Here is a 24,558-nt window from a genome sequence, read left to right as displayed (position 1 = left end):
CCTCCTTCAATTTAGACCAGTATCCTGAAGACTGAACGATGCGTTCCTATATAGTTACCCATTACTCACTAATATAAAGCACCGCTGCGACTAATTACTCATCATTTGCTTTTGTCTATGACATTTCTCAAAATAATAGTTTACATAATATATTTTATGTTATTTCATAAGCTGCTCAACAAAAAAATGGCCGCCCCCCATTATGGTTCAGCCGTTATTGATTTTGCCGGGCTTCTTCTACGAACTTTTTAACGGATCGAACCTCTTGATCCGACACGTCTTTATGCCCATAGCGAGCCTGCTCGTAGAGAGAGAGAAACTCGCCTGAGGTTGATTGGTATTGCTTGTTACTCCGTTCAATCTCCCGCATCGTTTCTTTTGGCGTATGATACGTTTTCCGTTTATACCCGTTCTTTATCAACCTGGTTAACCACTGCCGGTACAGATAACGAACTTTTTCCTCGTTGGACAAGTTATCCGACCATTGCGATCTTGCTTTCATCCTTCTTTGGCCTAATTTATCCGCTAATCTTTCCTTCCAGCCTTTTAATTCAAATAACGTCTCGACCTCATCGACAAAACCTTCTTTGGACTGTTGCTCCGTTTCTTTATTAAATAGCCTTGTTATGACCCGATACAGCTTCATGAATAGAACGGGAGCCCTTTTTCCAATCTGATACAGCAAAACAAGAGCAAGCGCAGCTAGAAACAGATAAACGAGCACCATCCCGATTTTCTCCAACCAGATCATGAACTTCGACGGTTCAGCCGGTTCCATCTGCGGCAACTGGGGAGGCAGTTGCTCTTGAGCTGAAGGCTGTACAAGCTCTTCCGGCTCAGAACCGATCCCCTGCAGCCATGCTCGGATCCTATCCCGCAGCCATAACAAGCCCTGTTCGATTTTCTGAAATAACGTAATCACCAAAGCGATTGCAAGCAGCATAACAATCTGCAGCCTGTTATGCCACCACACCGAGGACGATACTGCTGGTGCTGCTACGTTGGAAAAGGTTTCCTGATATATATTATGCGTATTCAATACGTACAAGGTGACAGACAGTGCCGCAATTCCGAACCATGTAAGCAATGGCAGATAAGGCTCAAACCCGTCAACGAGCCGAAGTATGACCGATGTGGCAAAATAAACGACCAAGCCGATGATATAATTTTGCAGTCCGAATTGCTGCCGCCATACCGTTCCGTTCATCTTAACGCCGCGCTGCAGCGCGATCATGGACATGACTCCGAGCAGTATCCAGGACATTAGACTGTCAAACAACAGGTAGACATAACCAAATGCGAGCGGAGCAGCAAAAAGCAGTATTTTAATATAACGGTTTAACCCGAAGAAAACATTGCCCGCATAACCGATACCGTACAGTAAAGGCAGTGAACCAAGCCAAAGCCATTTGACAGGCTCTACTATCACATAAACGAGGATGACCAGAACGGCCGGCAGGAACATTAACAGCTCTACAGCCCCTTTTACGATCGAAGCGCCTGCTGAGGACAACGTTTTATTCATGTGCTGTATTCTCCTTTCCGTGAACGTTTCGCCTTATCTGCCACCGTTTGATCATGATGGAGATAAATAACATCCACGTTATGTCCATTCTGAGCAAGCAGGTCTAACTGGAACTGCATCTTTTCACTAACGAACGCTGTAATGATACAATAATCGAACCGTCTACCATATTCCATTGCTTCTTCCTCAAGTAACTCGTGAAACGCAACAGAAGGCTCGATCAAAAGCCTCGCCATTGTTTCCAACACATATGCTTGATGGTCTTCTCCGCTACGCGGTTCGATACGCACTTTTGCTTTTGCCTTATCCAGCATACAAGCGTTCGTTGCAAAGCCGGCCTCCATGCCTTGTGAGATCGCAGCCTGTGAGAGGGCCGCCGCATAAGCAATCCCTTTCTCCGCACGCTCCACTTCATTCACTGTGTTCCACATGCCTTCATGATCCTCAATATTCAGAAGAATCATCAGCCGCCGATCTGCTGTGAAATCACGTTGATTAACCTGAAGCTCGCCTGTCCTTGCCGTTGCTTTCCAGTTTACGCTTTTCAAGGAATCGCCATAACGATATTCCCTTACGCCAGCAACCATAAACGGATCCTCGACAATCCAGCGTTTTACCGTAATATCCCCCTGCCAGCTCTGGGAGGGCAGCTGAAGCTCTTCAAGCGACATAAGCTTTGGATATACTATAAGCTCCGCGTCCAATTCGAGCCGCTTTGAATTCCTGATCAGTCCGAATGCATCCCCACAAGTAAGCGAAACGGAATTTATCCGATAAATTCCCCGCTTGATACAAGTCACGCGATGCCTTCGAGTGATCTTCGTAAAGGGAAGCAGACTGAAAAAGCTTTTATGATTCTGTACAAACTCACCATTGCTGATATCCAAATTATGCTGCGCCTGAAACTGCATTCCGGCATGCAGCAGCGACTCTACTCGAAGCCAAGGCAGCGGCAGCAGCTTCTTATTGGAAATTTCCTCTACCATTTCGATCTCATCGTCTTGGGAACAGCGTTTCACGTTAAAGCTGCGAGTGTAACTCAGCTTTTTCTGTCCCCATCGTTGATAGATTTGACCTTGTACAATAATGACAAGCAGAACAATAAGAATGAACCAATGAATCGCCATTCCTTCTCCTCCTAACGGGCAATTAAGCTGTCCTCGGAAGGCACAGGAACTTCATTCAATATCGTATGAATAATTCGCTCGGCTGCCTGATGTCTTGCCCGGTGTGAGCTGCTCGGTATCATCCGGTGGCCCAACACTGGAAGAGCCATTGCCTTCACGTCATCAGGCGAAGCATAATCCCTGCCCCGAAGCACAGCATGAGCTTGAACAGCGCGCAGTAGTGCTTGGCTTCCGCGAGGACTAACTCCGATTGCTACTTCTTCATGGTTTCTTGTCCGTTCGACAAGCTGTAATACATACGTTAAAATGTCATCGCTTACAAACACATTCGTGTAGCTTGCTTGAGCATCGACGAGCTCGTGGATTCCAACCACGTTCATTAACTCATCTAACGGATTAACCGCCTTGAATCGCTTCAGAATATGTAGCCCCTCTTCCATTGAAGGGTATCCCATCTTAATTTTTAACAGAAAACGGTCTAATTGAGCTTCAGGCAGCGGAAAGGTCCCTTGTTGATCAATCGGATTTTGCGTTGCGATGACAAGAAATGGACGGGAAAGCTGTCTTGTTTCGCCATCCACGCTGACCTGACATTCCTCCATGCATTCGAGCAAGCTGGACTGTGTTCGGGGTGTGGCCCGATTGATCTCGTCAGCCAGCAGCACGTTAGTGAATAAAGGCCCCGCACGAAACTCAAAGTCAGAAGTCTTCTGATTGAAATATTGAATTCCGCTTAGATCCGACGGGAGCAAATCAGGTGTGAATTGAATACGCTTAAAATTACATTGAAGGGACTTTGCCAAGGCCTTGGCAAGCAGCGTTTTGCCTGTGCCTGGGACATCCTCCAGCAAAATATGTCCTGAGGTCATGAGCGCGATTAACATCATATCAATAACATTATCTTTACCGACAATGACTTTCCCTACATTATCTCGAATTCGATCCGCCATCATTCTGATTTCTTTCAATTCCAATACGAACACTCCTTTCCGCTTTTATTTAATGTCTTTAATAATTAATATCTTTAATATCAAATTAATTTACGGTATATTAGTTTACATAACATATATTATGGATTCTAAATAGTCACCTTATAAATCCATCCTGCTAATTAAAAGACTTGCAATGTTCACACCTCCAGTTGTACCAGCATTATTGGGATTGTTACCACTTCGACAGATTACATATTATTCCCTCTTTTTCCTTCTTTTCGATAAAAAAGCCTGTCTCCGCGTTCTTCTCTTCTTCCCGGAAGCTAATTTTGAAATCGATCCAGATATTAACATCTACACCGCTAGTTCGCAATAGATTATTTTCAAAAAAAGGCTATGTTAATTCTCAATGTTGATTTTCACCAAAAATATAACCGCCCTGTAAAGGGCGGTTTATTAAGCTATCGTTCTCCGATAGCGTTATGAATTTCCTGTGATACGGTTCACCATGCTGCCTATAACGGCAAGTTTTTAAGGCATAGCTCTCTTTCCAAAAACGTACCTTAGTTTATATGATCTCGTTTCACCATTCGAATATTCAAAGTTTTCTTCTACTAACCCCGTTTCAACAATGTGAGTTTCCTTGAAATGTTTTCTTAAATCGTCATCGCTAAAGAAGTGTGCACTCTTTCCTTTTTTATATTCAAAGGTGTTCTTCTCTAATTCCATTCCCTTACCGAAAGAAGCATCCTCGTCTGAAAAGCATGTAAAGTAAAAGACACCTGCCTGTTCTAATTGTTCAATACACCGTAGTATTAGTTTGGCTCTATCTAAATTGGTGAATAAGTGTAGTAGGTCATAGCAATACACAGCATCGTATTGCTTCTTAGTTACTGATGAATTAAATATTGAACCTTCAATGAAACAGCTTTTTTCATCCCATTGACGTGCAAGAGAAACTGCTTCAGTAGAAAGTTCGATCGCATCTACTTCAAAATGATTAGAGAGCAATTTAGTATTTCTTCCGTACCCTGCTCCTGGGACTAAAACTGATCTGATATCAAACTTTAAAAATAATTCCTTCGCATGAAACGCCGTCTTACTTGGTTCTTCCCCCAGATTAGTCCTTCACTCAGAAATCTTTTATCCCAATATTCTTTCACGAGTTTCCTCCTCTTCTTGCCGTTAATTATGGTATGGTTCAGCGCGAATTGTCTTTAAGCTATCCTGCCCTTTCGTTGAACAGCAGCCGCGGATCGGCTGCTGTTCATCATGTTGTGCTATCGTTCCCCGTTAGCTCAATAACAGTTCTCTGATATTTTTTGTCCATTCACCTTTTCCGTCAGCAAGTAAAGTGTTCCAACCTAAATTTCGGGCTTCAATCAGATTTTTTTCTTGATCATCAACTAACAATACATTATCTTTGTTTTTACATTTTGAATTAACTATTAAGTATATATCGACTTGGGGCTTACAAAATCCTACTTCGCTAGAAATAGTAATACTTGATATGTATTCCTCAATGGGGCTTATTATATGTTTCACCCATTCGATACGATGATTGCTTAATAAATGAATATTGGCATACTCACTCCATAATGGGACTTCTTCAAAGGCAGGTAAAGGCTCAATTACTGATAATAATTTAATTGCAGCATATCCTCCATCAACCATAGGGAACCTTTCGATCAGTCTAGCCCAAAAATCTTGTTCATTAATTTTCCCAGTCCATAACTCAATCCGGAGTTCTTTTTTAAACTTAACAAGGTCATCATACGCGACATTAAATTTTATAGATAAATCCTTCCAAAATATCGGTGAAAAGTTGGTTGCTATAACTCCAGCGATATCTAAAACTAAGTCGGTTTTCTTACTCATTGTTTATCTACCTCACACAAAGTATTGAAAATGACTGTTCAACTCTCCTTGCCATTTAGCTTAACGAGGCTGCCGAACATATTCGCGGCAGCCTCGTTGGTTTCCTTTATTTAACTAACGTTACCCGTTAGCGTAATGTACTTAAATGTCGATGTAAATTAGCTCTCCATTTTTCAATTTTATATTTAAGCCCGAAATATTCTCGCCAACCTGATAGCTCCATCCTTTTTCCATTGTAAATTGAAAAGAGTTTTCAATTATTAGCTCTTCATCCTTGTTAAACTTGTTGGATACAAATTGCCTCAAATCTTTATTTACCATGGATTTTGGGATATCGCTCTGAAAAACAGGTTCTATCCATTCTATTTCAAAATCCGTTGCAGACTGATTTTTTAGAATTATGGTATAACTGAACTTTTTCTCAGATTCCTTTCCTGAGAGTGGCTCAATTTTTTCGCTTACACTTAAGCTGTTTATACCTTTTATAATTTCTTTATCCGAGCAACCGATAGTCATTGCTATACAAGTCGCCATTATAATCACCAAGATGCCATAATCCTTTTTCATGGAGTCCCCCTATAAACCGAGCTGCGAATCAAGGGCATAACAGCATGAGATACCTTCCCATCCCTTGGGAAGTTGCGTTAAACTGCCCTTTAGCTTAACGAGGCTTCCGTACCTATTCGCGGTAGCCTCGTTAATTTCCTTTATTTAACTATCGTGTCCCGTTAGTTAAAAACAAAAGTCTATGGGGTAGCAATAAAGCCTGTTTTAATCCCCTTCTTAAATCCAGCGTTTTCATAGAATAACAGTGTTCCTTCTTCTTTTGAACCAGTAAGCAGCATTACCTTATAACAATTTTGCTCAAAAGCAATCTCTAATGCTTTGTTCAAGACCACTGACCCGTAACCTTTTCTTCGAAAATCGACATGGGTAACCACGTTTTCAATCAATCCATAAGGGCGGGCGTGTCTTGTCAAATTCGGAACAATGACCAAAACACAAGAAGCCACTAATTGGTTATCTTTATCCGCTACGATGTAGTGCATATTCGAATCATTGTAAATTTGTTGCCATAAAGAGCATAAATCCTCCACATTAAGCTCTGGATCGTCTTTGTGCAAATGCTTATATAGTTCTAATAACTTGGGTAATTCATTTTCGTGTATTGTTCTGATAATTACTTCTTTATCCATGGTAACACCCCTATATGCATTATTTTCAATAAAGAACTATTCATGGTTAGCGGTACTAGATTAAACTGCCCATTAGCGGAACGAAGTTGCCGTATTGTTTCGGGGCAGCCTCATCGTGTTCATTTATTGAGCGAGCTATCGTATCCCGTTAGTTCAATGATTCATCTGGGTCAGAACTCACGACAACTGTTCTACTCGGCAACCAAACTAGCATGTTTTCAATCATTTTTTTTGATTGTTCGGTCGCATCCCAACCACCACGTTCTTGCATAGTCTTAACGACAAATGACTGGAACACTTTTTGCAATCTCCAGTTTCTTATGTATTTTGATGAGGTAATAATTACCCCGAGGTTTTTTCTGTTTTTTAGCCTTCCGATTACCTGAATTTCTTCATATCCGTCACCCCATAACGGAGGAAAACAATAAACCTTGGTATTTGGTGTGAATTTTTTTGTACCTCTCCGAATTTCTCGTTTTTCTCCGCAGTATCTTTTTTCAACAATGTTGCCAACAAGACACCAAATATATGGTGGCAGCTGTTCCATTCGCTCACTACTTTTTTTCATTAAAATCTGAACAATTTTAGAATCCTCACTTGACTGAGATAAGGCATATGTAATTGGTGTATTACCATTTTTGTCAGCTATATCACACGTTGCTCCGCTAGTAATTAACAATTCAACTAATTCAGTATCATTATTCTGACAAGCATAGTGAATTGCGCAACGACCATAGAAATCGCATCTATTAATATCGCTTCCAAAGGTCATTAGTATTTGTGCAAACTGCTTGTTACCCATAACTACTGCTGAAATTAATGGAGTTTTGCCACTTTCGTCTATGGCCGTAAGATCACCTCTCGTCGATAATAAAAGAAGCTTGAATGTTATAATATCATTATTTTTAATAGCTTCAAAAAGAGGGTCCATGCGCTTCACTCCTTATATTACCGATAAAATAATGGTCACCTTGTAGAGGTTGGTCGATTTTTGTTACTTACTTTATTCAAGACCATTCCACGTTATCCTGCCCGTTAGTTCAACAGTAAGCCATCCGTCGAAGTCGCGCGTTCGTATCCTTCACAGTAAACAGGCATGAAGACACCAACATGTTTTTCTTATTCGTCGTTGTGTTCTCATACTCCTTGCTGTCGATATAGCGGAACCATGCGCTCGCTAATGTTCCGTCTGCCCTTTTCCGAGTCCAGGAAGTAGGTTTTGTCCATTTCGACTATTCCTTGGAATGATTCGGTCGGAACCTGTTTAAGCGCAGCCAGAATCTTATGGCGCCAGTAAAACAGGGTCACAAACGAAACCTCTTCATACATCAGTTCGGCGCATTCACGCAGCGAAAATCCTTCAATCATCAGTTCGATAAAGCTAACCCACAGGTGAGGTCGCCGCGTCCGCTGAAGAGGAGTATTCGTAAGATCATTGAACGTGTGAAGGCAAGACTTGCAACGGTAACGCTGGCGTTTTACCGCTCCCGCGCGTGTAGAAATGGTGTACTTCCCGAAACGCACGACGGCACGGCTATGGCAATGCGGCCAAACCAGTCCGTCTTTATGCTTTTGCTCTTGAATTTCATCAATCACTCGGGTAGGGGCTGCTGCAACTTTGGTTTCTGACTGCAAGAAGCGGATAAGCTGCTGCTTATCCCGATTGTCTAAACCCTTAGCAAGTTCAATCAGTTCTTTCAAATCCAAAGGGCATCAGCTCCAACAAATGATTACCTTTATTATAGAACTAATGTTCGTATTTTTCAAAAATCAACATTAGCCAAAAAAAAGAAGCTACTCTCTTGTAGCTTCCCAATCGGCCAATGTAATCCCTTCTTCTACCGCAAACTCAAAATCCTCAATATCATAGACCTGCACAGGTACTTCAGCTTCTATGATGCGATCTTGAAGCTCGATTTGATCCGACAACAGCGGAATTTGCAATTTGCTCGCTGTCACGATCAATTCGGTCTCTATCGGATCGAAAAATTCCCCATAGTGAGCATTATCGACCGCATGTACAATTGTAAACGATATATGTTCCCCGAGCAGTAACGGCGGGCTTTCACGCCAAGGCATTTGCAGTGCGCGCTCGATCTTCTTGCGGTTGAGCGGTTCCTCAAAAAATTCGATCAACTCGGCTATTTTTGTTTTCACATGCGCATCGTCACCGGGATCGTCCATCACCGGCTCGACGCCTTCTTTCATATCGTATAACTCTGTAATTGTCGAATATGGTATGACATATTCGACAGGACGGCTTGGCACCATCAAATGTCCGTAGGTAGCCACCATCACCGCTTCTATGACAAAGCGCCGGCGCATTCCATCTTCCCCCTCATCGGTAACAGTTCCAGCTTATTATACCTTATTACGACAAAGAACGATACCAAGCCATACCCAGCGCCTGCACTAATCATGAAGTAAAATTGCTTGAGGCCGCAGGTCAAGGTACAATATGTTTATTGAGCAGGCCGCTGCATAGAGGAGGAGCAAGAAATGCGTCAACAGTCTAAAGAGGAAATCATCATTATCGGAGCAGGCCCATGCGGTTTGTCGTCAGCACTTGAGCTTCAGTCGATCGGCGTCAATCCGCTGATGATTGAAAAACGGAATGTCGTTCATTCGATCTCGCAATATCCTGTTTATATGCAATTTTTCAGCACGCCCGAGCTGCTTGAAATCGGCGGCGTTCCCTTTACGACCGCTCATGATAAACCGTCCAGGCTTGAAGCGTTAAATTACTACCGCAGCATCGCGCTGCGCAGAGAGGTACGTATCAATCCCTATGAAACAGTTATCGACATCATAAAATCTGATAACGGATTCCAGCTTGTTAGTGAAGATCGATTCGGGGAACAGCTTCAATATTCGGCAAACTATGTCGTCATCGCAACAGGGTATTTCGATCATCCCAATCTATTAGGCATTCCCGGAGAAGACAGCGACAAAGTAAGCCACTTCTTCCGTGAAGCGCACCCTTACACGGGCATGGAAGTAGTGATCATCGGCGGCAGCAACTCTGCAATCGATGCAGCCCTTGAATTAGAACGGGTCGGTGCAAAAGTGACGATCGTCTATCGCGGAGCTGAGTATTCCCCCAGCATTAAGCCATGGGTACGACCGATCATTGAAAGCCTGGTAGCAAAAGGCAGAATTGCGATACGCTTTCAGTCTCGCGTCATTCGCATTGATCCTCGTACCGTTACGGTCGAACACAACTCCGGGACAGAGATGATCTCCAACGATTTTGTGCTGGCGCTAACCGGATTTCATCCGGATCGCGAATTTTTAACGCGGATCGGCGTAACGATTGAACCTGAGGGCTATCCGTACTTCAACGAAGAAACAATGGAAACGAATGTCCCGGGCATCTACCTATCCGGCGTTGTCGCATCCAAGCGAGAAGCCAACGAGATCTTTATCGAAACCGGCCGTTTCCACGGCCGTAAAATTGCCCAGCATTTGCAATCGAAAATTCATTAAGCTTATAAAGTATCCATATACGAACAGAACCTCCAATCCCGCTTAGGACTTGGAGGTTCTTTACGTCGATTTTGGATCGAACTCGCTACCGTCCCCAAGGCCGGTTTTGAGTGGAATACGCCAAAGCTTAATTCGCCTTAGCTGCCTGTTCGATCAATTGAATGACAGCGTTTAACGCATCCCTTTGCTCGTAATCTGTCATCTTGCGTACATAAGTCAAGCGATGCTCATATAGCTGCGCAGCTTGGTTCAGCAAGGTTTCTTCAGTAAGGTTCTCTTCATAAAGAACTTCGCAAAAGCCCAAAGCTTCAAATGAACGGGCGTTTAGTATTTGGTCGCCTCTGCTCTGTTCTTTTGTGAGAGGAATCAGCAGCATTGGTTTGCGCAGATATAAAAACTCAAAGATGGAGTTCGATCCTGCCCGCGAGATGATAACGTCAGACATTTCCAGTATGTCTGGCAACTGCTCGTTGATGAACTCGTATTGTCTGTAGTTATCATTTTGGATCGAGGAATCCAGTTGGCCTTTCCCGCAAAGATGCACCACTTGAAATGTTTCTGTGAGCTTATCTAAAGCTCTACGCACCGTTTCATTGATCCTTCGCGATCCAAGGCTGCCGCCCATGATCAGCAGCACCGGTTTGTTCTCCGTGAATCGGCAGAAGGCTCTGCCCTTATCCGCATTGCCATGCTTTAATTCCTCTCTAATAACGGCACCTACATACTCCGTCTTACCCGTCTGCAAATGCTTTGCGGTTTCCGGAAAGGTTGTGCAAATTTTGGCGGCAAAAGGAATCGAGATCCGATTGGCTAAGCCTGGCGTAATATCGGATTCGTGAATGATGACAGGCACCTTATTCAGCCAAGCCCCTAGCACAACAGGCACGGAAACAAACCCGCCTTTGGAAAACAGAACGTTAGGCTTCAGAACTTTGATATGACGATAGGCTTGAAAAACCCCTTTGACAACTTTAAAGGGATCCTTCACATTTTGCCAATCGAAATACCTTCGCAGCTTTCCAGTCGAAATTCCGAAATAATTCACATTAGAGAGTGAAGATACTAATTGCTTTTCAATGCCATTTTCCGAACCAATATAGTCTACAGACCAACCCGCTTCCACAAAATGAGGAATTAATGCCAGATTGACAGTGACATGGCCGGCTGAACCTCCACCGGTAAACATTATTTTGTTCATTAAGCTCCACCTATCGACCCTTTTCAATGTTGTTACGATCATTCTTTATTATACTGAATAATATCTAATAAAGTACACGGCCTAACCCATTTTTACTTTACCAGCTGATTTCCACACCAATGAATGGCTCAATACATCCGTGAATACGGGCTAGAGAGTATATTCCCGCTTCATCTGTTCATATATTTGGAATCATGCATGGATTGAGCGGACGGGAACACTCATTCCTATATAAGGAGGGTCGGTAACAATGAACACCAAGGACACAGTAAACAGAGAAATCCATCGTCTTACGGAGCAGCTTTTGAACCGGCAATCAAAAGACGGAGCATGGCGCTTCTGCTTTGAAAATACGCTATCGACAGATGCCTACATGATTATCATCCTAAGAACCTTGCAGTTCAATGACGAAGCATTGATCCGACAGTTGCATGATCGGATCCTAGCCAAACAGCATTCTAATGGAGCATGGAAATTGTATGATGATGATGAGGGAAACCTATCGGTCACAGTAGAAGCCTATTATGCGCTGCTGTTTTCTGGATATAGCGAAGTGACGGAATCACCGATGAGGAAAGCAAAACATTTCATCCGTTCAAAAGGAGGACTTCAAAACATTCAAGGTGTATTAACAAAAGTTATACTGGCTGCTACAGGCCAATATCGCTGGCCGGCTTCTTTAATGATTCCACTTGAATTTTTACTGCTGCCTTCTTCCAGCGCGATCAATTTTTTTGATTTTTCCGGATTTGCCAGAGTACATTTTGCCCCCGTGCTGCTTTTGGCAGACCAAAGATTCTCCATCACAACGGACGTTACCCCTGACTTGTCCGATCTGATGGTTAACCGCGCAAATGCCGATCCTGATTTCTCTATCCGGGCATACCGCGGCTTCGGTGCTTTACTGGGCGAAATCAAAACAGGGATACAACATCTCGTTGGTCTCCCAAGGCAGCTCCATGAGCTTGCCGTGAAAAAGGCGGAGCAATACATGCTTAATAGGATCGAGTCCGATGGCACGCTCTACAGCTACGCAACCTGCACGTTCTTAATGATCTTCGCTCTGCTCGCTCTTGGTTACGATAAACGGCATCCGATTATTACCCGGGCAGTTCGTGGTTTATCTTCCATGTTATGCAGCGGAAATGGGCATCTGTTTCTACAAAACTCTCCATCTACCATTTGGGATACCGCTTTGTTGTCACACGCGCTCCAGGAGGCTGGAGTTAACCCAGAATATCCCGCTATCCAAAAATCCACAGCCTTTTTACTCGCTAACCAGCAACTAAAATTGGGAGATTGGTGTGTCCATAACCCCAATCCCGTACCTGGAGGCTGGGGGTTTTCACAATCGAATACCATGAATCCGGATGTAGACGATACGACGGCAGCACTAAGAGCCATCAAGCGGCGAATCGCCCTTGAACCAGCCTACAGGAATGCTTGGAACCGCGGATTAAATTGGATTCTATCGATGCAAAATAACGATGGCGGATGGCCGGCGTTTGAGCGGAATACGGACAAGGAACTGCTCACCTGGCTTCCGATCGACGGAGCCAAGGCAGCCGCCACGGATCCATCTACGGCAGATTTGACCGGGCGAACATTAGAGTATCTTGGAAATGAGGCAGGACTTGGCATAAAGCATACTTTTATCCGACGCGGGGTGGATTGGCTGACCCGTTATCAGGAGGAGGACGGCTCCTGGTACGGTCGTTGGGGGATTTGCTATATTTACGGCACATGGGCAGCACTAACCGGATTGCAAGCTGTAGGCGTGGACGGCCAGCACACTGCTATCCAAAAAGGCGCACACTGGCTCTTAAGCATTCAGAACCCGGATGGCGGCTGGGGTGAATCATGCCGAAGCGATCAGCTAATGCGATACGTTCCGCTTGGCGCGAGCACCCCCTCCCAAACCGCATGGGCTCTGGATGCATTAATTGCCGTTCATCACAAGCCGACTCCAGAACTGGATAAAGGCGTTCAAAGGTTAATTACACAGCTTTACGAAGACGATTGGACGACGATTTATCCTACCGGAGCGGGTCTGCCGGGTCATTTTTACTCCCATTATCACAGTTATCGTTATATCTGGCCGCTCCTTACACTAAGCCATTACAATAAGAAATATGGTAAGTATTCCTAGCGGCCATACCCTGACGATGTCATTGAAGTGGTTCGCCGCTTTCCGCAAAATGCCCTGAACGCTCAACTTTGGTCTTCAGATATTTTTCATTAAACTCTGAAATGTCCCCCCATAGTGGAATACGAGCCTCCACATTCATGCCTGAGGACTTGAGCGCTTCCAGCTTCTTGGGGTTGTTTGTGATTAACGTAACCGGCTTTTTCCGCAAATGCTGCAAAATTCCGATCGCGTCGGCGTAATTCCGGGAATCGTCCACGAAACCGAGCTCCAAATTTGCTTCAACCGTATCGAGCCCTTGCTCCTGCAAAATATAAGCCATCGCTTTGCTGAACAGCCCAATCCCTCTTCCTTCATGATTCGCAAGGTAGAATAAAGCTCCAGCCCCATGCGCGGCAATCATCTTCATCGACTGCTCCAGCTGATAGCCGCAATCACAGCGCTTGCTGCCGAAGATATCGCCTGTATGGCAGATACTATGCATACGTATAAGCGCATGCTCAGCGTCCTCAAAATCACCGTAAACCAATACGCTGGATTGCTGCTTTTCCGCCAGATTAAAAGACGACAGCTGCTTGATTAATGTTTCTGTCGTCGCCGTTTTGCAAGCCTTGATCCCTTCCTGGCTAGTAATCGGGAGCCAGCAGTACCACTTGAACATGACCGTTTCCCCATCCAGATTAACCGGAAGATTGATAGGGCCGACCAATACATTGGTGGATTCGGCTAAAACAATCGTTTGTATTTTCTTATCTAGTACGGACACTACTTGCTGATCGATCATCGGGTCTCTTTCCTTCCTGTCCTCTAATCTTCTCTTCTCATGCTCAGCCGGCTCATTCATTATTTGCCTGGCTTCAGCGGCAAATGTTATGGATGCTTTTATTTTCACCTAATTAGTCCATCTTATCATGAAATCACTAGCAGGTATAATCGCGCATCCGCTATTGCTTTCTTACAACAAAAAGAACGGCTCCGATCTACGATCAGCAGCCGTTTCTTCTCCTTCGATGCCTATTCCCCATCGCCTTGCACCGCGCCATTGTCGGAAATTAACGTTTCAATCCGCTGCAGCCGAATATACTCGTTCTGGGTTAAGCCGGCGCGGAAATAAGCAAACATATAAGCCGCTTCCAGAAACGTTAATGCAGGATAGACGACGATACTCTGATTCGTAAAGGGGTTATCCAGCAGTACCTGCCATTCCCCTGTGCGCTGCTCGGAAGTTATGGTATTTAACACCTTATTCTTGTATTTTACGATGCGGTCAAACTCCTGCCAGATCTCTTCCCAGGAGGGACTTATTCGCTTGGGCTCAGGTATGGCGATTCGTCCATGCTTCACCAGCAGCTTGGCTTCGGCTTGCTGATGGTCTTCATAACTTCTGAGAAAGGCGCGAAAATCATCCAAATATCTTCGCACAGCGGTAAAGCCTTCCTCCTTCAGCTCCCCGCCAAAAGTGATCAGGTCGGCTTCCGAACGGATATCACAAAACTGGGCGAACCGTTTTTTTATTTGCGTATTGTTCATCCATTCACACTCCGATTGCTTGAATTCATCGTTCTCAGACTGCCATCCTTCTCCAGGATTAGTCTGCGCAATGGATCGTTATTCAATTTCACATTGAATAGTTTCAGACGGTTTTCAGAGGTTTCCACCAGCTCCCAATCCTCCGGATATTCGAATCCGTGCTCTAATAACACATGCTCCTTCGAAGGCTCCGCCGTTTCTGTATCTTCCCACCAGATCACGCCGTAATACATCAGATCATACTTGTTGCGAAGCTTAGCAGCGGCTAACTCCCCCGTCTGCCGGTGGCGGCATACGATTGGCATCTCTTCAGAATCCTCCTTTTGATGACAATCCGGATCGCTATAATGAAACAAGACGCAGACTCGGAAGAGCACGCGCCTTGTTTGCAATTAGAAATTTGCAATTAGAATGTTCGTCATTATAGATATGGGTTTTCGTGCTTGGCTTTCAACCGCAACCATCGGCGCTCGACCTCATCCTCGAATGATTGCAGCGCTTCTGCATATTCAGGACGGGTCATATGCTTCGTTTTCCCCATATTCTTCAGCCAATCCGCCATCGGGATTCGCTTTCCCTTCTCTTCCGGATTGTATGTGATGGTTGTGACGCCCTGTTCTACCTCATACATCGGAAAGAAGCAAGTATTGACCGCTTCATCGATCAAGGTTTGTCCGATCTTCTCTTCGGATAGCCAGTTGAGCGGACAAGAAATCAATATTTTACCGTATACGAGGCCTTCGTTCTGCGCGTAATATTGCGCTTTCGCCGCCTTGCGCAGCAGATCCTGCGGCAGTGATTCCGAGCCTGTGAACACATAAGGAATGTTCGTTGCAGCCATAATCTGCGCCGTGTCCTTATGATGGAACAGCTTGCCGCCCTGATGCTTGCCGACGTTGGAGGTCGACGTGCGGTGACCGAGCGGTGTGGAATACGAGAGCTGCGCCCCGGTATTCATGTAACCTTCGTTATCATACTCGAGAATGATCATTTTATGGTTGCGCAAAGCGCTGCCGATCGCAGGCCCCATCCCAATATCCATACCGCCATCGCCGGTAATCATGACAAACGTGAAATCATCCTTCAATCCCAATCCGTCCAATTCGCCGCGGCGTTTGCGTTCCCAGAACATCTCCACAACACCTGACAGCGTCGCGGCGCCGTTCTGGAACAAATTATGAATGTACGTCGCTTTATGTGAGGAATAAGGGAACCCTGTCGTTACGACCATCGCACAGCCTGTTTGGTACAAGGCCACGATGTCGCCCTCGATACCTTTGAAGAACAATTCCAACCCGGAGAAAATACCGCAGCCCGGACAGGCGCCATGGCCCGGTGCAAGACGTTTGGGCTTCTTCGTCAGCTGTCTGACCGGCGGAACCTTGACTTTAAGCTTTCCAGTGGATTGATCGCGGTCAACCGTAATCAGACCGGTCTTCAAATCCTCATATTTCAACGGCTCCAGCACGCGAACCGGTCTCTTCGACGGATCGCCAGGTGTATGCCCATAATAATCGAACGGGACATCGATGCTGCCTTTGCTCACCGCATCCAGCGCCAGCTGGAAGAAATGATGGCCATCCTCGGCATAGAAATCCTTGCCGCCCAATCCATAAATCCGGCTGATGACTTTGGTCGTTACGTTCTGATTGGAGAACAAAGCCGCCTTAATTTCATTCGTCATATTGCCGCCGTGCGCCCCATACGAATCGGCACGGTCGCCGATCGTTACCGCCTTCACATTCTTGAGCGCCTCAGCAATTTCTGCGGCAGGAAACGGACGAATCATGTTCGGTGCGATGGAGCCCGCTTTGATCCCTTGGGCGCGCAGCTGGTCGACTACATCTTTAATGATCTCAGATGCGGAATTCATCAGGAATACGGCCACCTCCGCGTCTTCCATCCGGTACAAATCAAGTATTGGATAATCCCGTCCGGTCAGTTCTGCGTATTCCTTGCGGATGCGATCGAATACTTCTCCCGCATTGTACATCGCTACCGATTGCTGATAGCAGTTATTAATATAATCCGGCTCATTCATGTAAGGACCGACAGTAATCGGATTGTTGCGGTCCAGCACGTGCGCGAAGCCGGCAGGCGGTGTCGCGCCGACAAAGTCATGCACATCCGCGCGATGCGCGAAGGTCTGGACGCGCCGCTTCTGGTGGGAGGTGAAATAACCGTCGGAAGCGACCAATACAGGCAGCCGCACGGCCGGATCCTCGGCCAGCTTAATCGCCATAATGTTCATATCATATACCGCTTGCGGATCGCGGCACATCAGAATCGGCCAACCAGTATTAAGCGCGAAGTATAAATCGGAGTGATCGCCATGGATATCGAGCGGTCCGGATACGGAGCGGCATACGAGATTCATAACCATTGGGAAGCGGGTGCCCGATTGAACCGGCATCTGCTCCAACATATATAAATAACCATTCGAGCTGGTAGCATTGAAGACGCGTCCGCCTGCAGTCGAGGCGCCGTAGCATATACCCGCGGAGCCATGCTCGCCGTCTGCCGGAATGAGCTTAATATCATGCTGGCCGTTGGCCTTCATCAAATCGAGAAACTGCGCTACCTCCGTTGATGGCGAGATCGGAAAATACCCCATTACATGATAGTTGATTTGGTGTGCGGCATACGCGGCCATTTCATTGCCCGACTCGTACACCATGCGCTGCTCAATCTTCCCTTGATTGACTTCCTTATTGATTTCGATTGCCATTGTCTTTCTCACCTCTCCAATTCTTCTACACTATGGAATGCAAGAAATTAACCGTTTGCCAATTCAAATCGATGCGCAACGCGATGCTCTTCTCCATAACCGTCCGTTTCCCGTTCGGAGGAAAGCGCTTCCGTCGGACAAGCGACGACACACTTCAAGCAGCCTTTGCAGTATTGATAATCAATGCCTTGCAGAAACATTTGCGGACGCCCTTTTTTGTCCGGCTGTTCGTCCCAGACAAAGCAAAAATCAGGACAGGCCGTATCGCAAGCCGCACAGTGTATGCACTTCTCTTCATCGAAGTGCGGCATCATGCCCTGCCTTGATATACTCAAATCCTTCAGGATGCTGTTGCCGGGATTTGTAATCATGCCCCCCATCGGCTGGGTATTAAACCCAAGCACGGGGATATCCCAGCGGATAGGCATGGGCATTTCCTGGCCTTCAGGCAGTGCAAATGTTTGAAACTTTACTTCATTGTAACCGCGATCAAATGTCCGAAGCGCGGGTTCCACCGCTTGCGGATATTTCTTCTCCAGCGATTTGCGAATGATCTGTTTCATATTCTCGGTGTCAAGAAAGTCGCAAAGACGGAACAACGCGCCCAGCATCGCCATATTGACGCGGTTTTTCTCTTCAAGCGAGATCCCGGTCGCATCGATGACGGCTATTGTTCCGCCAAGCAGCTTCATTTTGTCTTTTAGTTGTTCTGGAGTTTTGGAGGAGTTAACGAGCACCATGCTGTCTTCATAAATACCGCTGATGACATTGACGGTTTTGGATAAGTTTTCATGGAAAATGCCCACGATATGCGGACGCTCCACCGGTGTCGTATCACGGATATTCGTGTTTAAATCACAGAACCGAATATGCGCTTTTACCGGAGAGCCCTTTTTCTCGGAACCATAAGAGGAGAAGCTGACACCATTGAATCCGCTTCCAACAACACCCGCTTCAGCCAGCATTTTGCCGGCGAGGTTCGCCCCAAGACCGCCTATGGATTCCAAGCGGATTTCAAAAAAACCAAGATCGTTCGTTTTCGGTAGAACCGGCAAGACTCCCACTCCCTTCAAGATAATTCTGAAAAGTCGCAAAATTACAACTTAAAGTATATCAGTAAATTGGAAAAACGCATAGGGTTTATTGGATATTATCACCTAATTATTATGCTCGCCTCGGCATACATCAATCGCCTCTTGTCTAATGGCTGACGCCTTTATCCCGATAAAATAATCATGTTCAACATTTCCGTCCATATGCTACTATGTATATGGTCTAAGAATCTCCTTTCATTCCGTACTGGAGGCAAAGTTATGAAAACGCGCAGAACGCTGGTGATGACCAGTATCGTAATGGCTATGCTCGTCGCATCAATGGACGCAACCATTACAAATACCACGATGCCGATTATTGCTGAAGAGCTTGGCGGATTTACATTATACGCCTGGAGCTTTGCCGCCTATATGATTTTTGCTACTGTGCTGACCCCGCTGGCCGGACGCATCTCTGATATATATGGACGCAAAACCATATTTGGCTTTGGCATTTTATTCTTTTTGTTTGGTTCGCTGCTGTGCGGTTTTGCCGATACCATGCTGCAACTGGTCTTGTTTCGGGCCGTTCAAGGCATGGGGGCCGGCATTATGATGCCGTTTCCGATCATTATTGCCGGTGATCTTTACCCTGTCGAGCAGCGCGGCAAAGTGCAGGCGTTGTTCTCTGCGATGTGGGGACTTGCAGCCATTTTGGCGCCGATGTTAGGTTCGTTCTTTGTGGAAGTCGCCAATTGGCGGTGGATTTTCTATATTAATGTTCCGATTTGTCTGCTGTCGTTTGTTCTGCTGCTCGGCTATAAAGAAGAGTACGAACCGAAGAAATCGCGCATCGACGTACTAGGCTCCATACTCTTTGCCACAGGTGTCAGCCTGCTGCTCGCAGCAACGACCGTGGAGAACCAGGCTTTATGGTTAGCCGGCTCCGGGACGTTTGTTGTTGCGCTGTTTTATATGTATGAACGGAAGCATCCGTCGCCGATCGTTCCGATCTCGATGTTCGCCAATCGCCAGCTGCGCTGGATGATCATCAATTCATTTGTCGCTTGCGCCGCCCTGTTCGGCACATCAAGCTATATCCCGTTATTTTTGCAGGAAAGAGGCTATTCGGTATTCATTAGCGGTGTCGCGCTGCTCGGTATGTCGATCGGCTGGATGGCCAGCTCCGTGCCGGCAGGCAGGTGGGTATTGCGCTACGGCTATTCGCGTTTGCTGCTGGCAGGAAATCTGCTTGTTGCGGTTTCAGGCTTTCTGCTTCTCTTTCTGGGGCCGCACACCGGCTTCCTGTATGCCTTCATAGCGCTCACAGTACAGGGCGTCGGTTATGGTCTGGTCTTTACGGTAAGCACGATCGGCTCCCAGCAGCTTGTTCCGCAGCATCAGAGCGGCGTATCCGCGTCTTTGCAAATGTTCTCGCGAAATATTGGAACGGCGATCGGCGTGACGATCATGGGCGCCCTGCTTGTGCGAAGCCATGATTTTATGGCGGGCATTCATGCCGTCTTTGTCTACGGCACCCTGGTCAGCCTTTTAGCATTGGCAACAGCGTGGTTAATTCGGGATACGAGCGACACATTAACCGCCAAGCAAATGGACCTGAAATAAACGCCCCAATCGCTCGCGATGTTGATTCACCCAGTCACACACATAAGCTGCCCGTTTGATTTGTCCTTCCCATACCGCGGCATCATCCAACCCTTCAAGCAGCCTTCCTGCAAAATGCAAATAAACATCAAGCATGCGCAGCTTAATCAGATCCGGAAGCAGCTCAAGCTCCGGCCCGGTTAGCTTCGCGTGGATTCCGTATCCTGCAATGAATAACTCCATCTTATGCAATGTTTGTTCCAAATCCTCGTGTATGAATTCCGGTAAAACCACTGCCAGCTCCATCGCCCTCAAATCTCTAGTGCAGAACTCAAAATCCAGCAAGCCGATCACCCGCTCCCCTTGCGCGATCGCATTCGTGAATACGATATCGCCATGAATCCATTGATGAGGCATTGCTTTCAGTCTGTCATATGACCGGATAAGATGTGTCCGTTCCACGGATAAGCGTTTCCTTATTGGTTGAAGCTGCTGTAATGAGGAGCTGTTCAAAAGCGCCGCTTCAAGCTTGTCCTCTGTCAAATACCCGTAATTATCACCAAGCTCATAATAAGCGCTGTATACCGGAGTCAAATGGATCGATAAACGCGACAAGGCATCAACTAAACGGCCTGAAGCTTGTCCCAGCCCCGCAACATGCTGATCTAATGCAGGCATCGGCCTCTTCCCTTCGATATAACGGTACAGAGCGGCCAGCTTACCATCCGGTGCTGCCGTGACCGTATGGCCGCTGCGATTCATGACAGGTACGGGAATCAGGATGCTGGCCTTTTGCTTGGCCAATTCGCGCAAAACCGTGTGCTCTAGCTGTACTTTCGCATGATCTTTATGATTATCGTACACCCGAAGCACGTACCGCTCATGTCCGCAGTACACCATCCGGGTCGTGTTGTTCATTCCGCTCTCTTCCATCTCTACGCGGTAGGCGGACGGCCAATCATATTGGTCCAAGTATACGGCAAAGCTGTCCGGTACGCGTTCCAGGATGTTTTCCTTATTCCTCATAGATCATTTTCTTCGTCATCCCGCCGTCTACGACGATATTCGCACCCGTTACAAAATCATTGGTTGGGTCAGTTAAGTATAGACAGGCCCGGGCAACATCCTCCGGCCGTCCGACTCTGCCCGACCAATGCTGCTGATGGTCTTCCTCTCTTAATTGTGTGTAATCACCCGTCTCAATCCAGCCCGGACTGATGCAATTCACCGTGATCCGGTCAGGTGCCAGCGAGGCGGCCAGCGCATGCGTCAGCGCAAGCAGCCCGCCCTTGGATGCCGCGTAAGCTTCCGTATGGGGCTCGGACATCATGGCACGCGTGGATGCGATATGTACGATGCTTCCGCCTTCCGGCTGGTTCCTCATAACGGACGCTGCCTCCCGTGAGCATAGAAACGCGCCGCGCAGATTGGTATTCAACACGCTGTCCCACTCTTCCCAGGTCAACTCATAAGGAATTTTCGTAATGCCGAAGCCAGCATTGTTAATCAACACATCGATACGCCCGTAGCGGTCTTTTCCGCTCTGAATCATAGCCGAGATATCCTGGGGATTTCTTAAATCAGCCGGTACGATATGGAACGATTCGCGATCGAATTCGGTCGCAAGCGACCCGGACAAACGCTCCAGGTCCGCAGGGTCAACATCCGTCAGGATCACCGCATACCCCTTTTCCAAATAGGACTTTGATAATTGACGGCCAATTCCTCCTGAAGCACCAGTAATAAGCGCAACTGGTTTCATATAACATCCTCCTCCTCAATTTCAGCCTGCAGCTCATGCAGCCGTTTTTCCAAATCGACTTTCCAGCTTTCCGACAATTCCTTTACCGCCAACAGCCGCTTGGCCGCTTCGATGTTCTTCTTGTCCCGTTTCATGATAAACGCCGCTTCCGCCACGGACATCCGCTCAGGATGCTTCGATTCGCAGACAAACACATCGCCTGCCTTGACCTCGCCTTCCTCCAGCACACGGAAATAGAAGCCGGTATATCCCTTATTAAGCACCCATTCCTGCAGTTGCGGCTCACCATGCTTGATGCTGAGCTTAAAACAAGGCATTCTCGGTTGACTTACCTGTACCTTGGCACTGCCAATGCGGTAAATATCACCGATCGCCACCACACGCTCATGGCCGCCCGATACTGTAAAATTTTCACCAAAAGCGCTGTACTCCAGCTTCTTCCCGAGCGCTCTTTCCCAATGTTTATAGTAGTCGTACACATATACGCATATGGCTTTGTCCACGCCGCCGTGATGAACGAGATCTGCTTGGCCGTCCCCGCTTAAGCCGTTATAGCTTAGCCATTGAACTCCGTTGACCGGCTGCTTGAAAATGCCGGTTTCCACTTCTTTATTTCCATGCATCGTTTTGACCGGTTGACCGACATTAATGGAAATGATTGTCCCCAAATCGGGAGCTAGTGCCGACAATTAAATCCCTCCAATCGACTTTCACTTAACCTTGCACTTATTATAAAACGATTGGGGCGGTGTGACAATTATGATCCGGTTATTGCTGCTTGTACTGCCTTTCGATTTTCAGCAGCTCCTCTCGCGATTTTATCCCGTAAAGAGTGCTGCTGCTCCCCGGCAACCAATTCTCTGCAGACCGTATTATAACGACTGCCAGTAAAGCTGCCGTCAGTACTGCAAACACCCAGCGGTCCAGCCATATTGCAGCTGCCAAGGCCGATGATATTAACCATAGAAAAGCAATCCAGCGAACCGCGGTGCTGAAACGGCCCAAATGCCAGATCCGCTCGCCAAACCTGACATTTGCAGGTTTGAGCAATAGAAGGCCAAGCGGGATCGCCAACGCCAGATTCATGCAGAGCGTACTCCAGCCGGTAAGAAACCATAACATGCCGGAGGAACCAGCCGTCCAAGGCATAACCAACAGCAGGACAACGAGCCCGGCATATGCTGCGCCTGCAAGTACCAAAATCACCCTGACGGGAGTCTGACTTGTCGTTGACACAGCAGATAGCCAGCGGCCGATATGTGAATGGCTGTCCCGAAGATAAGCAAACCATAATCGTGAACCGGAATTCAGAACCCCTAGACCGTTTCCCCACAAGGCAGCAATGACTCCGGCGGTAATGAGCATATTCATGAGCGGATTCCAAGCTCCCCATACGTCAGAGATCAGAAGGAGAAAAGCATCGCTCTTCCCGTAAAATGCCATCGCGTCTGTCGTCGTAAGCGCAATAAAAGCCAATAAGACATATCCGAACACAAAGCCGTATACAGCGGTAAGAAATATGCTCCACGGTGCATTTACGCTTGGATTATGGATTTCTTCGACTGCATGAGCAGCCGCATCGCCGCCCATGAATATACGATGAAGCAGCAAGAGCGTCAAGAGCACTTGCAAAAATCCGCCTTCCCCGGTTCCTCCGGGGCCGAAAGCAAATAAATATTCAGCAGGCTGCAGATGAGGCCCGATTATCCAGGCCATGCCACCGACGATCACTACGATCAGCAGCACCTGAAGCCATGTGCCCCATTTTATAATCCGACTTAACCATCCTTTTCCCGCCTTAGCTATAAAGAGCTGTGATGCAAACAGCAGCAAGGCGATAAGCAGCAGCGAGCCGCTCCCCCGTTCATATTCCAGACTTCCAGAGAGGATTGAATCAATGAGTGAGGAACCTGCCCAATTGATAAGGATCAGCAGGCCTGCATCACCAAAACCGCGCAGCCATGCCGCTCCCCACCCCCACTTCTTTCCACCGGCTGCCAGCGCCCAATGATACACGCCGCCTGACGTCGGAATTGCGGAAGCAAGCTCAGAAACAGCCGCAGCGACGATAATGGCAAACAACGAAACAATCGGCCAACCGATACTGAAAGCCCAAGCGCCTCCAAGCGAGAAGACCGGACCGAAATACATTGCGGAGCCGGCCAATATCGACATCGTCGTAAATGAAATGCAAAATGAGCCAAAGCTGCTCCAGCTTCTGTTCAGCTGCTGGGCATAACCACAGCTGTTCAGAGCGTATTTATCCTGTATGTATTGGGAATAGGCTTCCGTAGGCCAAAGCAATTTTTGACCTGATCGTTTCATTTGGTGCTGCACGGCAAACGCGATCAGCAATCCAATACCGCACACAGCCGCAAACAGCAGTACGCCGCAAAGAACATCGAACATTTAGC

The 24,558-nt window shown here is 46.8% G+C and carries 22 protein-coding genes and 1 pseudogene; 3 read left to right on the top strand and 20 right to left on the bottom strand.

Annotation, left to right across the window (positions count from 1 at the left end):
* Positions 1–214: 214 nt before the first annotated feature.
* From IEW11_RS02280 to IEW11_RS02235, 10 genes and pseudogenes are all read right to left on the bottom strand, one after another.
* On the bottom strand, positions 215–1,525 hold the full coding sequence (locus IEW11_RS02280) for a DUF4129 domain-containing protein (RefSeq protein ID WP_188528607.1): 1,311 nt from the start codon (positions 1,523–1,525) through the stop codon (positions 215–217).
* A complete protein-coding gene (locus IEW11_RS02275; RefSeq protein WP_188528605.1) occupies positions 1,522–2,652 on the bottom strand; it encodes a DUF58 domain-containing protein in 1,131 nt (376 codons plus the stop codon). Before IEW11_RS02275 ends, IEW11_RS02280 begins: the two co-directional genes overlap by 4 nt.
* 11 nt (positions 2,653–2,663) lie before the next feature.
* On the bottom strand, positions 2,664–3,626 hold the full coding sequence (locus IEW11_RS02270) for an AAA family ATPase (protein ID WP_229724912.1): 963 nt from the start codon (positions 3,624–3,626) through the stop codon (positions 2,664–2,666).
* A 489-nt stretch (positions 3,627–4,115) separates the two neighbouring features.
* Positions 4,116–4,595, bottom strand: coding sequence for a class I SAM-dependent methyltransferase (locus IEW11_RS02265; RefSeq protein WP_229724911.1), 480 nt, complete (start codon positions 4,593–4,595; stop codon positions 4,116–4,118).
* Between the two features lie 282 nt (positions 4,596–4,877).
* Positions 4,878–5,462, bottom strand: coding sequence for an HAD family hydrolase (locus IEW11_RS02260; RefSeq protein ID WP_188528603.1), 585 nt, complete (start codon positions 5,460–5,462; stop codon positions 4,878–4,880).
* Positions 5,463–5,603: 141 nt separating this feature from the next.
* Positions 5,604–6,029 (bottom strand): hypothetical protein, encoded by a 426-nt coding sequence (locus IEW11_RS02255; RefSeq protein WP_188528601.1) that lies wholly within the window; start codon positions 6,027–6,029, stop codon positions 5,604–5,606.
* A 179-nt stretch (positions 6,030–6,208) separates the two neighbouring features.
* A complete protein-coding gene (locus tag IEW11_RS02250) occupies positions 6,209–6,658 on the bottom strand; it encodes a GNAT family N-acetyltransferase (RefSeq protein ID WP_188528599.1) in 450 nt (149 codons plus the stop codon).
* A 148-nt stretch (positions 6,659–6,806) separates the two neighbouring features.
* Positions 6,807–7,589 carry an ankyrin repeat domain-containing protein gene (locus IEW11_RS02245; protein ID WP_188528597.1) on the bottom strand — a complete coding sequence of 261 codons (783 nt, stop codon included), beginning with the start codon at positions 7,587–7,589 and terminating at the stop codon, positions 6,807–6,809.
* Between the two features lie 239 nt (positions 7,590–7,828).
* Positions 7,829–8,365, bottom strand: a pseudogene (locus IEW11_RS02240) (transposase); the annotation flags it as partial.
* 87 nt (positions 8,366–8,452) lie between these two features.
* A complete protein-coding gene (locus IEW11_RS02235; protein WP_188528595.1) occupies positions 8,453–8,983 on the bottom strand; it encodes an ADP-heptose synthase in 531 nt (176 codons plus the stop codon).
* Between the two features lie 174 nt (positions 8,984–9,157).
* Here IEW11_RS02235 and IEW11_RS02230 point away from each other — a divergent pair, with 174 nt between their 5' ends.
* Positions 9,158–10,144, top strand: coding sequence for a YpdA family putative bacillithiol disulfide reductase (locus IEW11_RS02230; RefSeq protein WP_188528593.1), 987 nt, complete (start codon positions 9,158–9,160; stop codon positions 10,142–10,144).
* 127 nt (positions 10,145–10,271) lie between these two features.
* On the opposite strand, the gene murG is transcribed toward IEW11_RS02230, so the two are convergent.
* Positions 10,272–11,342, bottom strand: a complete 1,071-nt coding sequence (murG, locus tag IEW11_RS02225; protein WP_188528591.1) for an undecaprenyldiphospho-muramoylpentapeptide beta-N-acetylglucosaminyltransferase — start codon at positions 11,340–11,342, stop codon at positions 10,272–10,274.
* 250 nt (positions 11,343–11,592) lie between these two features.
* Between murG and shc the strand changes: the two genes are divergently transcribed.
* Positions 11,593–13,491 carry a squalene--hopene cyclase gene (gene shc / locus IEW11_RS02220; RefSeq protein ID WP_188528589.1) on the top strand — a complete coding sequence of 633 codons (1,899 nt, stop codon included), beginning with the start codon at positions 11,593–11,595 and terminating at the stop codon, positions 13,489–13,491.
* Between the two features lie 19 nt (positions 13,492–13,510).
* Here the strand turns inward: shc and IEW11_RS02215 are convergent, their stop codons facing one another.
* The 5 genes from IEW11_RS02215 to IEW11_RS02195 all read right to left on the bottom strand — a co-directional run bounded on the left by IEW11_RS02215 (position 13,511) and on the right by IEW11_RS02195 (position 18,801).
* Positions 13,511–14,272, bottom strand: coding sequence for a GTP cyclohydrolase II (locus IEW11_RS02215; RefSeq protein ID WP_188528784.1), 762 nt, complete (start codon positions 14,270–14,272; stop codon positions 13,511–13,513).
* A 230-nt stretch (positions 14,273–14,502) separates the two neighbouring features.
* Complete coding sequence (locus tag IEW11_RS02210) at positions 14,503–15,018, bottom strand: hypothetical protein (protein WP_188528587.1); 516 nt, start codon at positions 15,016–15,018, stop codon at positions 14,503–14,505.
* Entirely contained in the window at positions 15,015–15,323 is a 309-nt protein-coding gene (locus tag IEW11_RS02205; RefSeq protein WP_188528585.1) for a hypothetical protein, read from the bottom strand. The genes IEW11_RS02210 and IEW11_RS02205 overlap by 4 nt, the downstream gene beginning before the upstream one ends.
* A 116-nt stretch (positions 15,324–15,439) precedes the next feature.
* Positions 15,440–17,746 (bottom strand): thiamine pyrophosphate-dependent enzyme, encoded by a 2,307-nt coding sequence (locus IEW11_RS02200; RefSeq protein WP_188528583.1) that lies wholly within the window; start codon positions 17,744–17,746, stop codon positions 15,440–15,442.
* A 47-nt stretch (positions 17,747–17,793) separates the two neighbouring features.
* Entirely contained in the window at positions 17,794–18,801 is a 1,008-nt protein-coding gene (locus IEW11_RS02195) for a 2-oxoacid:acceptor oxidoreductase family protein (protein ID WP_188528581.1), read from the bottom strand.
* A 258-nt stretch (positions 18,802–19,059) separates the two neighbouring features.
* Between IEW11_RS02195 and IEW11_RS02190 the strand changes: the two genes are divergently transcribed.
* Complete coding sequence (locus tag IEW11_RS02190) at positions 19,060–20,403, top strand: MFS transporter (protein ID WP_188528579.1); 1,344 nt, start codon at positions 19,060–19,062, stop codon at positions 20,401–20,403.
* On the opposite strand, the gene IEW11_RS02185 is transcribed toward IEW11_RS02190, so the two are convergent.
* The 4 genes from IEW11_RS02185 to IEW11_RS02170 all read right to left on the bottom strand — a co-directional run bounded on the left by IEW11_RS02185 (position 20,374) and on the right by IEW11_RS02170 (position 24,553).
* Positions 20,374–21,408 (bottom strand): phosphotransferase, encoded by a 1,035-nt coding sequence (locus tag IEW11_RS02185; RefSeq protein WP_188528577.1) that lies wholly within the window; start codon positions 21,406–21,408, stop codon positions 20,374–20,376. The two genes, IEW11_RS02190 and IEW11_RS02185, sit on opposite strands and share 30 nt — an antisense overlap.
* Entirely contained in the window at positions 21,398–22,144 is a 747-nt protein-coding gene (locus IEW11_RS02180; RefSeq protein WP_188528575.1) for an SDR family NAD(P)-dependent oxidoreductase, read from the bottom strand. The genes IEW11_RS02185 and IEW11_RS02180 overlap by 11 nt, the downstream gene beginning before the upstream one ends.
* The gene (locus IEW11_RS02175) at positions 22,141–22,833 is read right to left on the bottom strand and encodes an MOSC domain-containing protein (RefSeq protein ID WP_229724910.1); all 693 of its coding nucleotides are present in this window, start codon (positions 22,831–22,833) and stop codon (positions 22,141–22,143) included. Before IEW11_RS02175 ends, IEW11_RS02180 begins: the two co-directional genes overlap by 4 nt.
* A gap of 79 nt (positions 22,834–22,912) precedes the next feature.
* Complete coding sequence (locus tag IEW11_RS02170) at positions 22,913–24,553, bottom strand: APC family permease (RefSeq protein ID WP_188528573.1); 1,641 nt, start codon at positions 24,551–24,553, stop codon at positions 22,913–22,915.
* Between the last annotated feature and the right edge of the window lie 5 nt (positions 24,554–24,558).

Origin of the sequence: Paenibacillus abyssi (genome assembly GCF_014640295.1) — a bacterium.
Lineage (GTDB): Bacteria > Bacillota > Bacilli > Paenibacillales > Paenibacillaceae > Paenibacillus_D > Paenibacillus_D abyssi.
The sequence above is the reverse complement of the archived record's forward strand: the minus strand, read 5'-3'. Positions and strand labels throughout refer to the sequence as shown.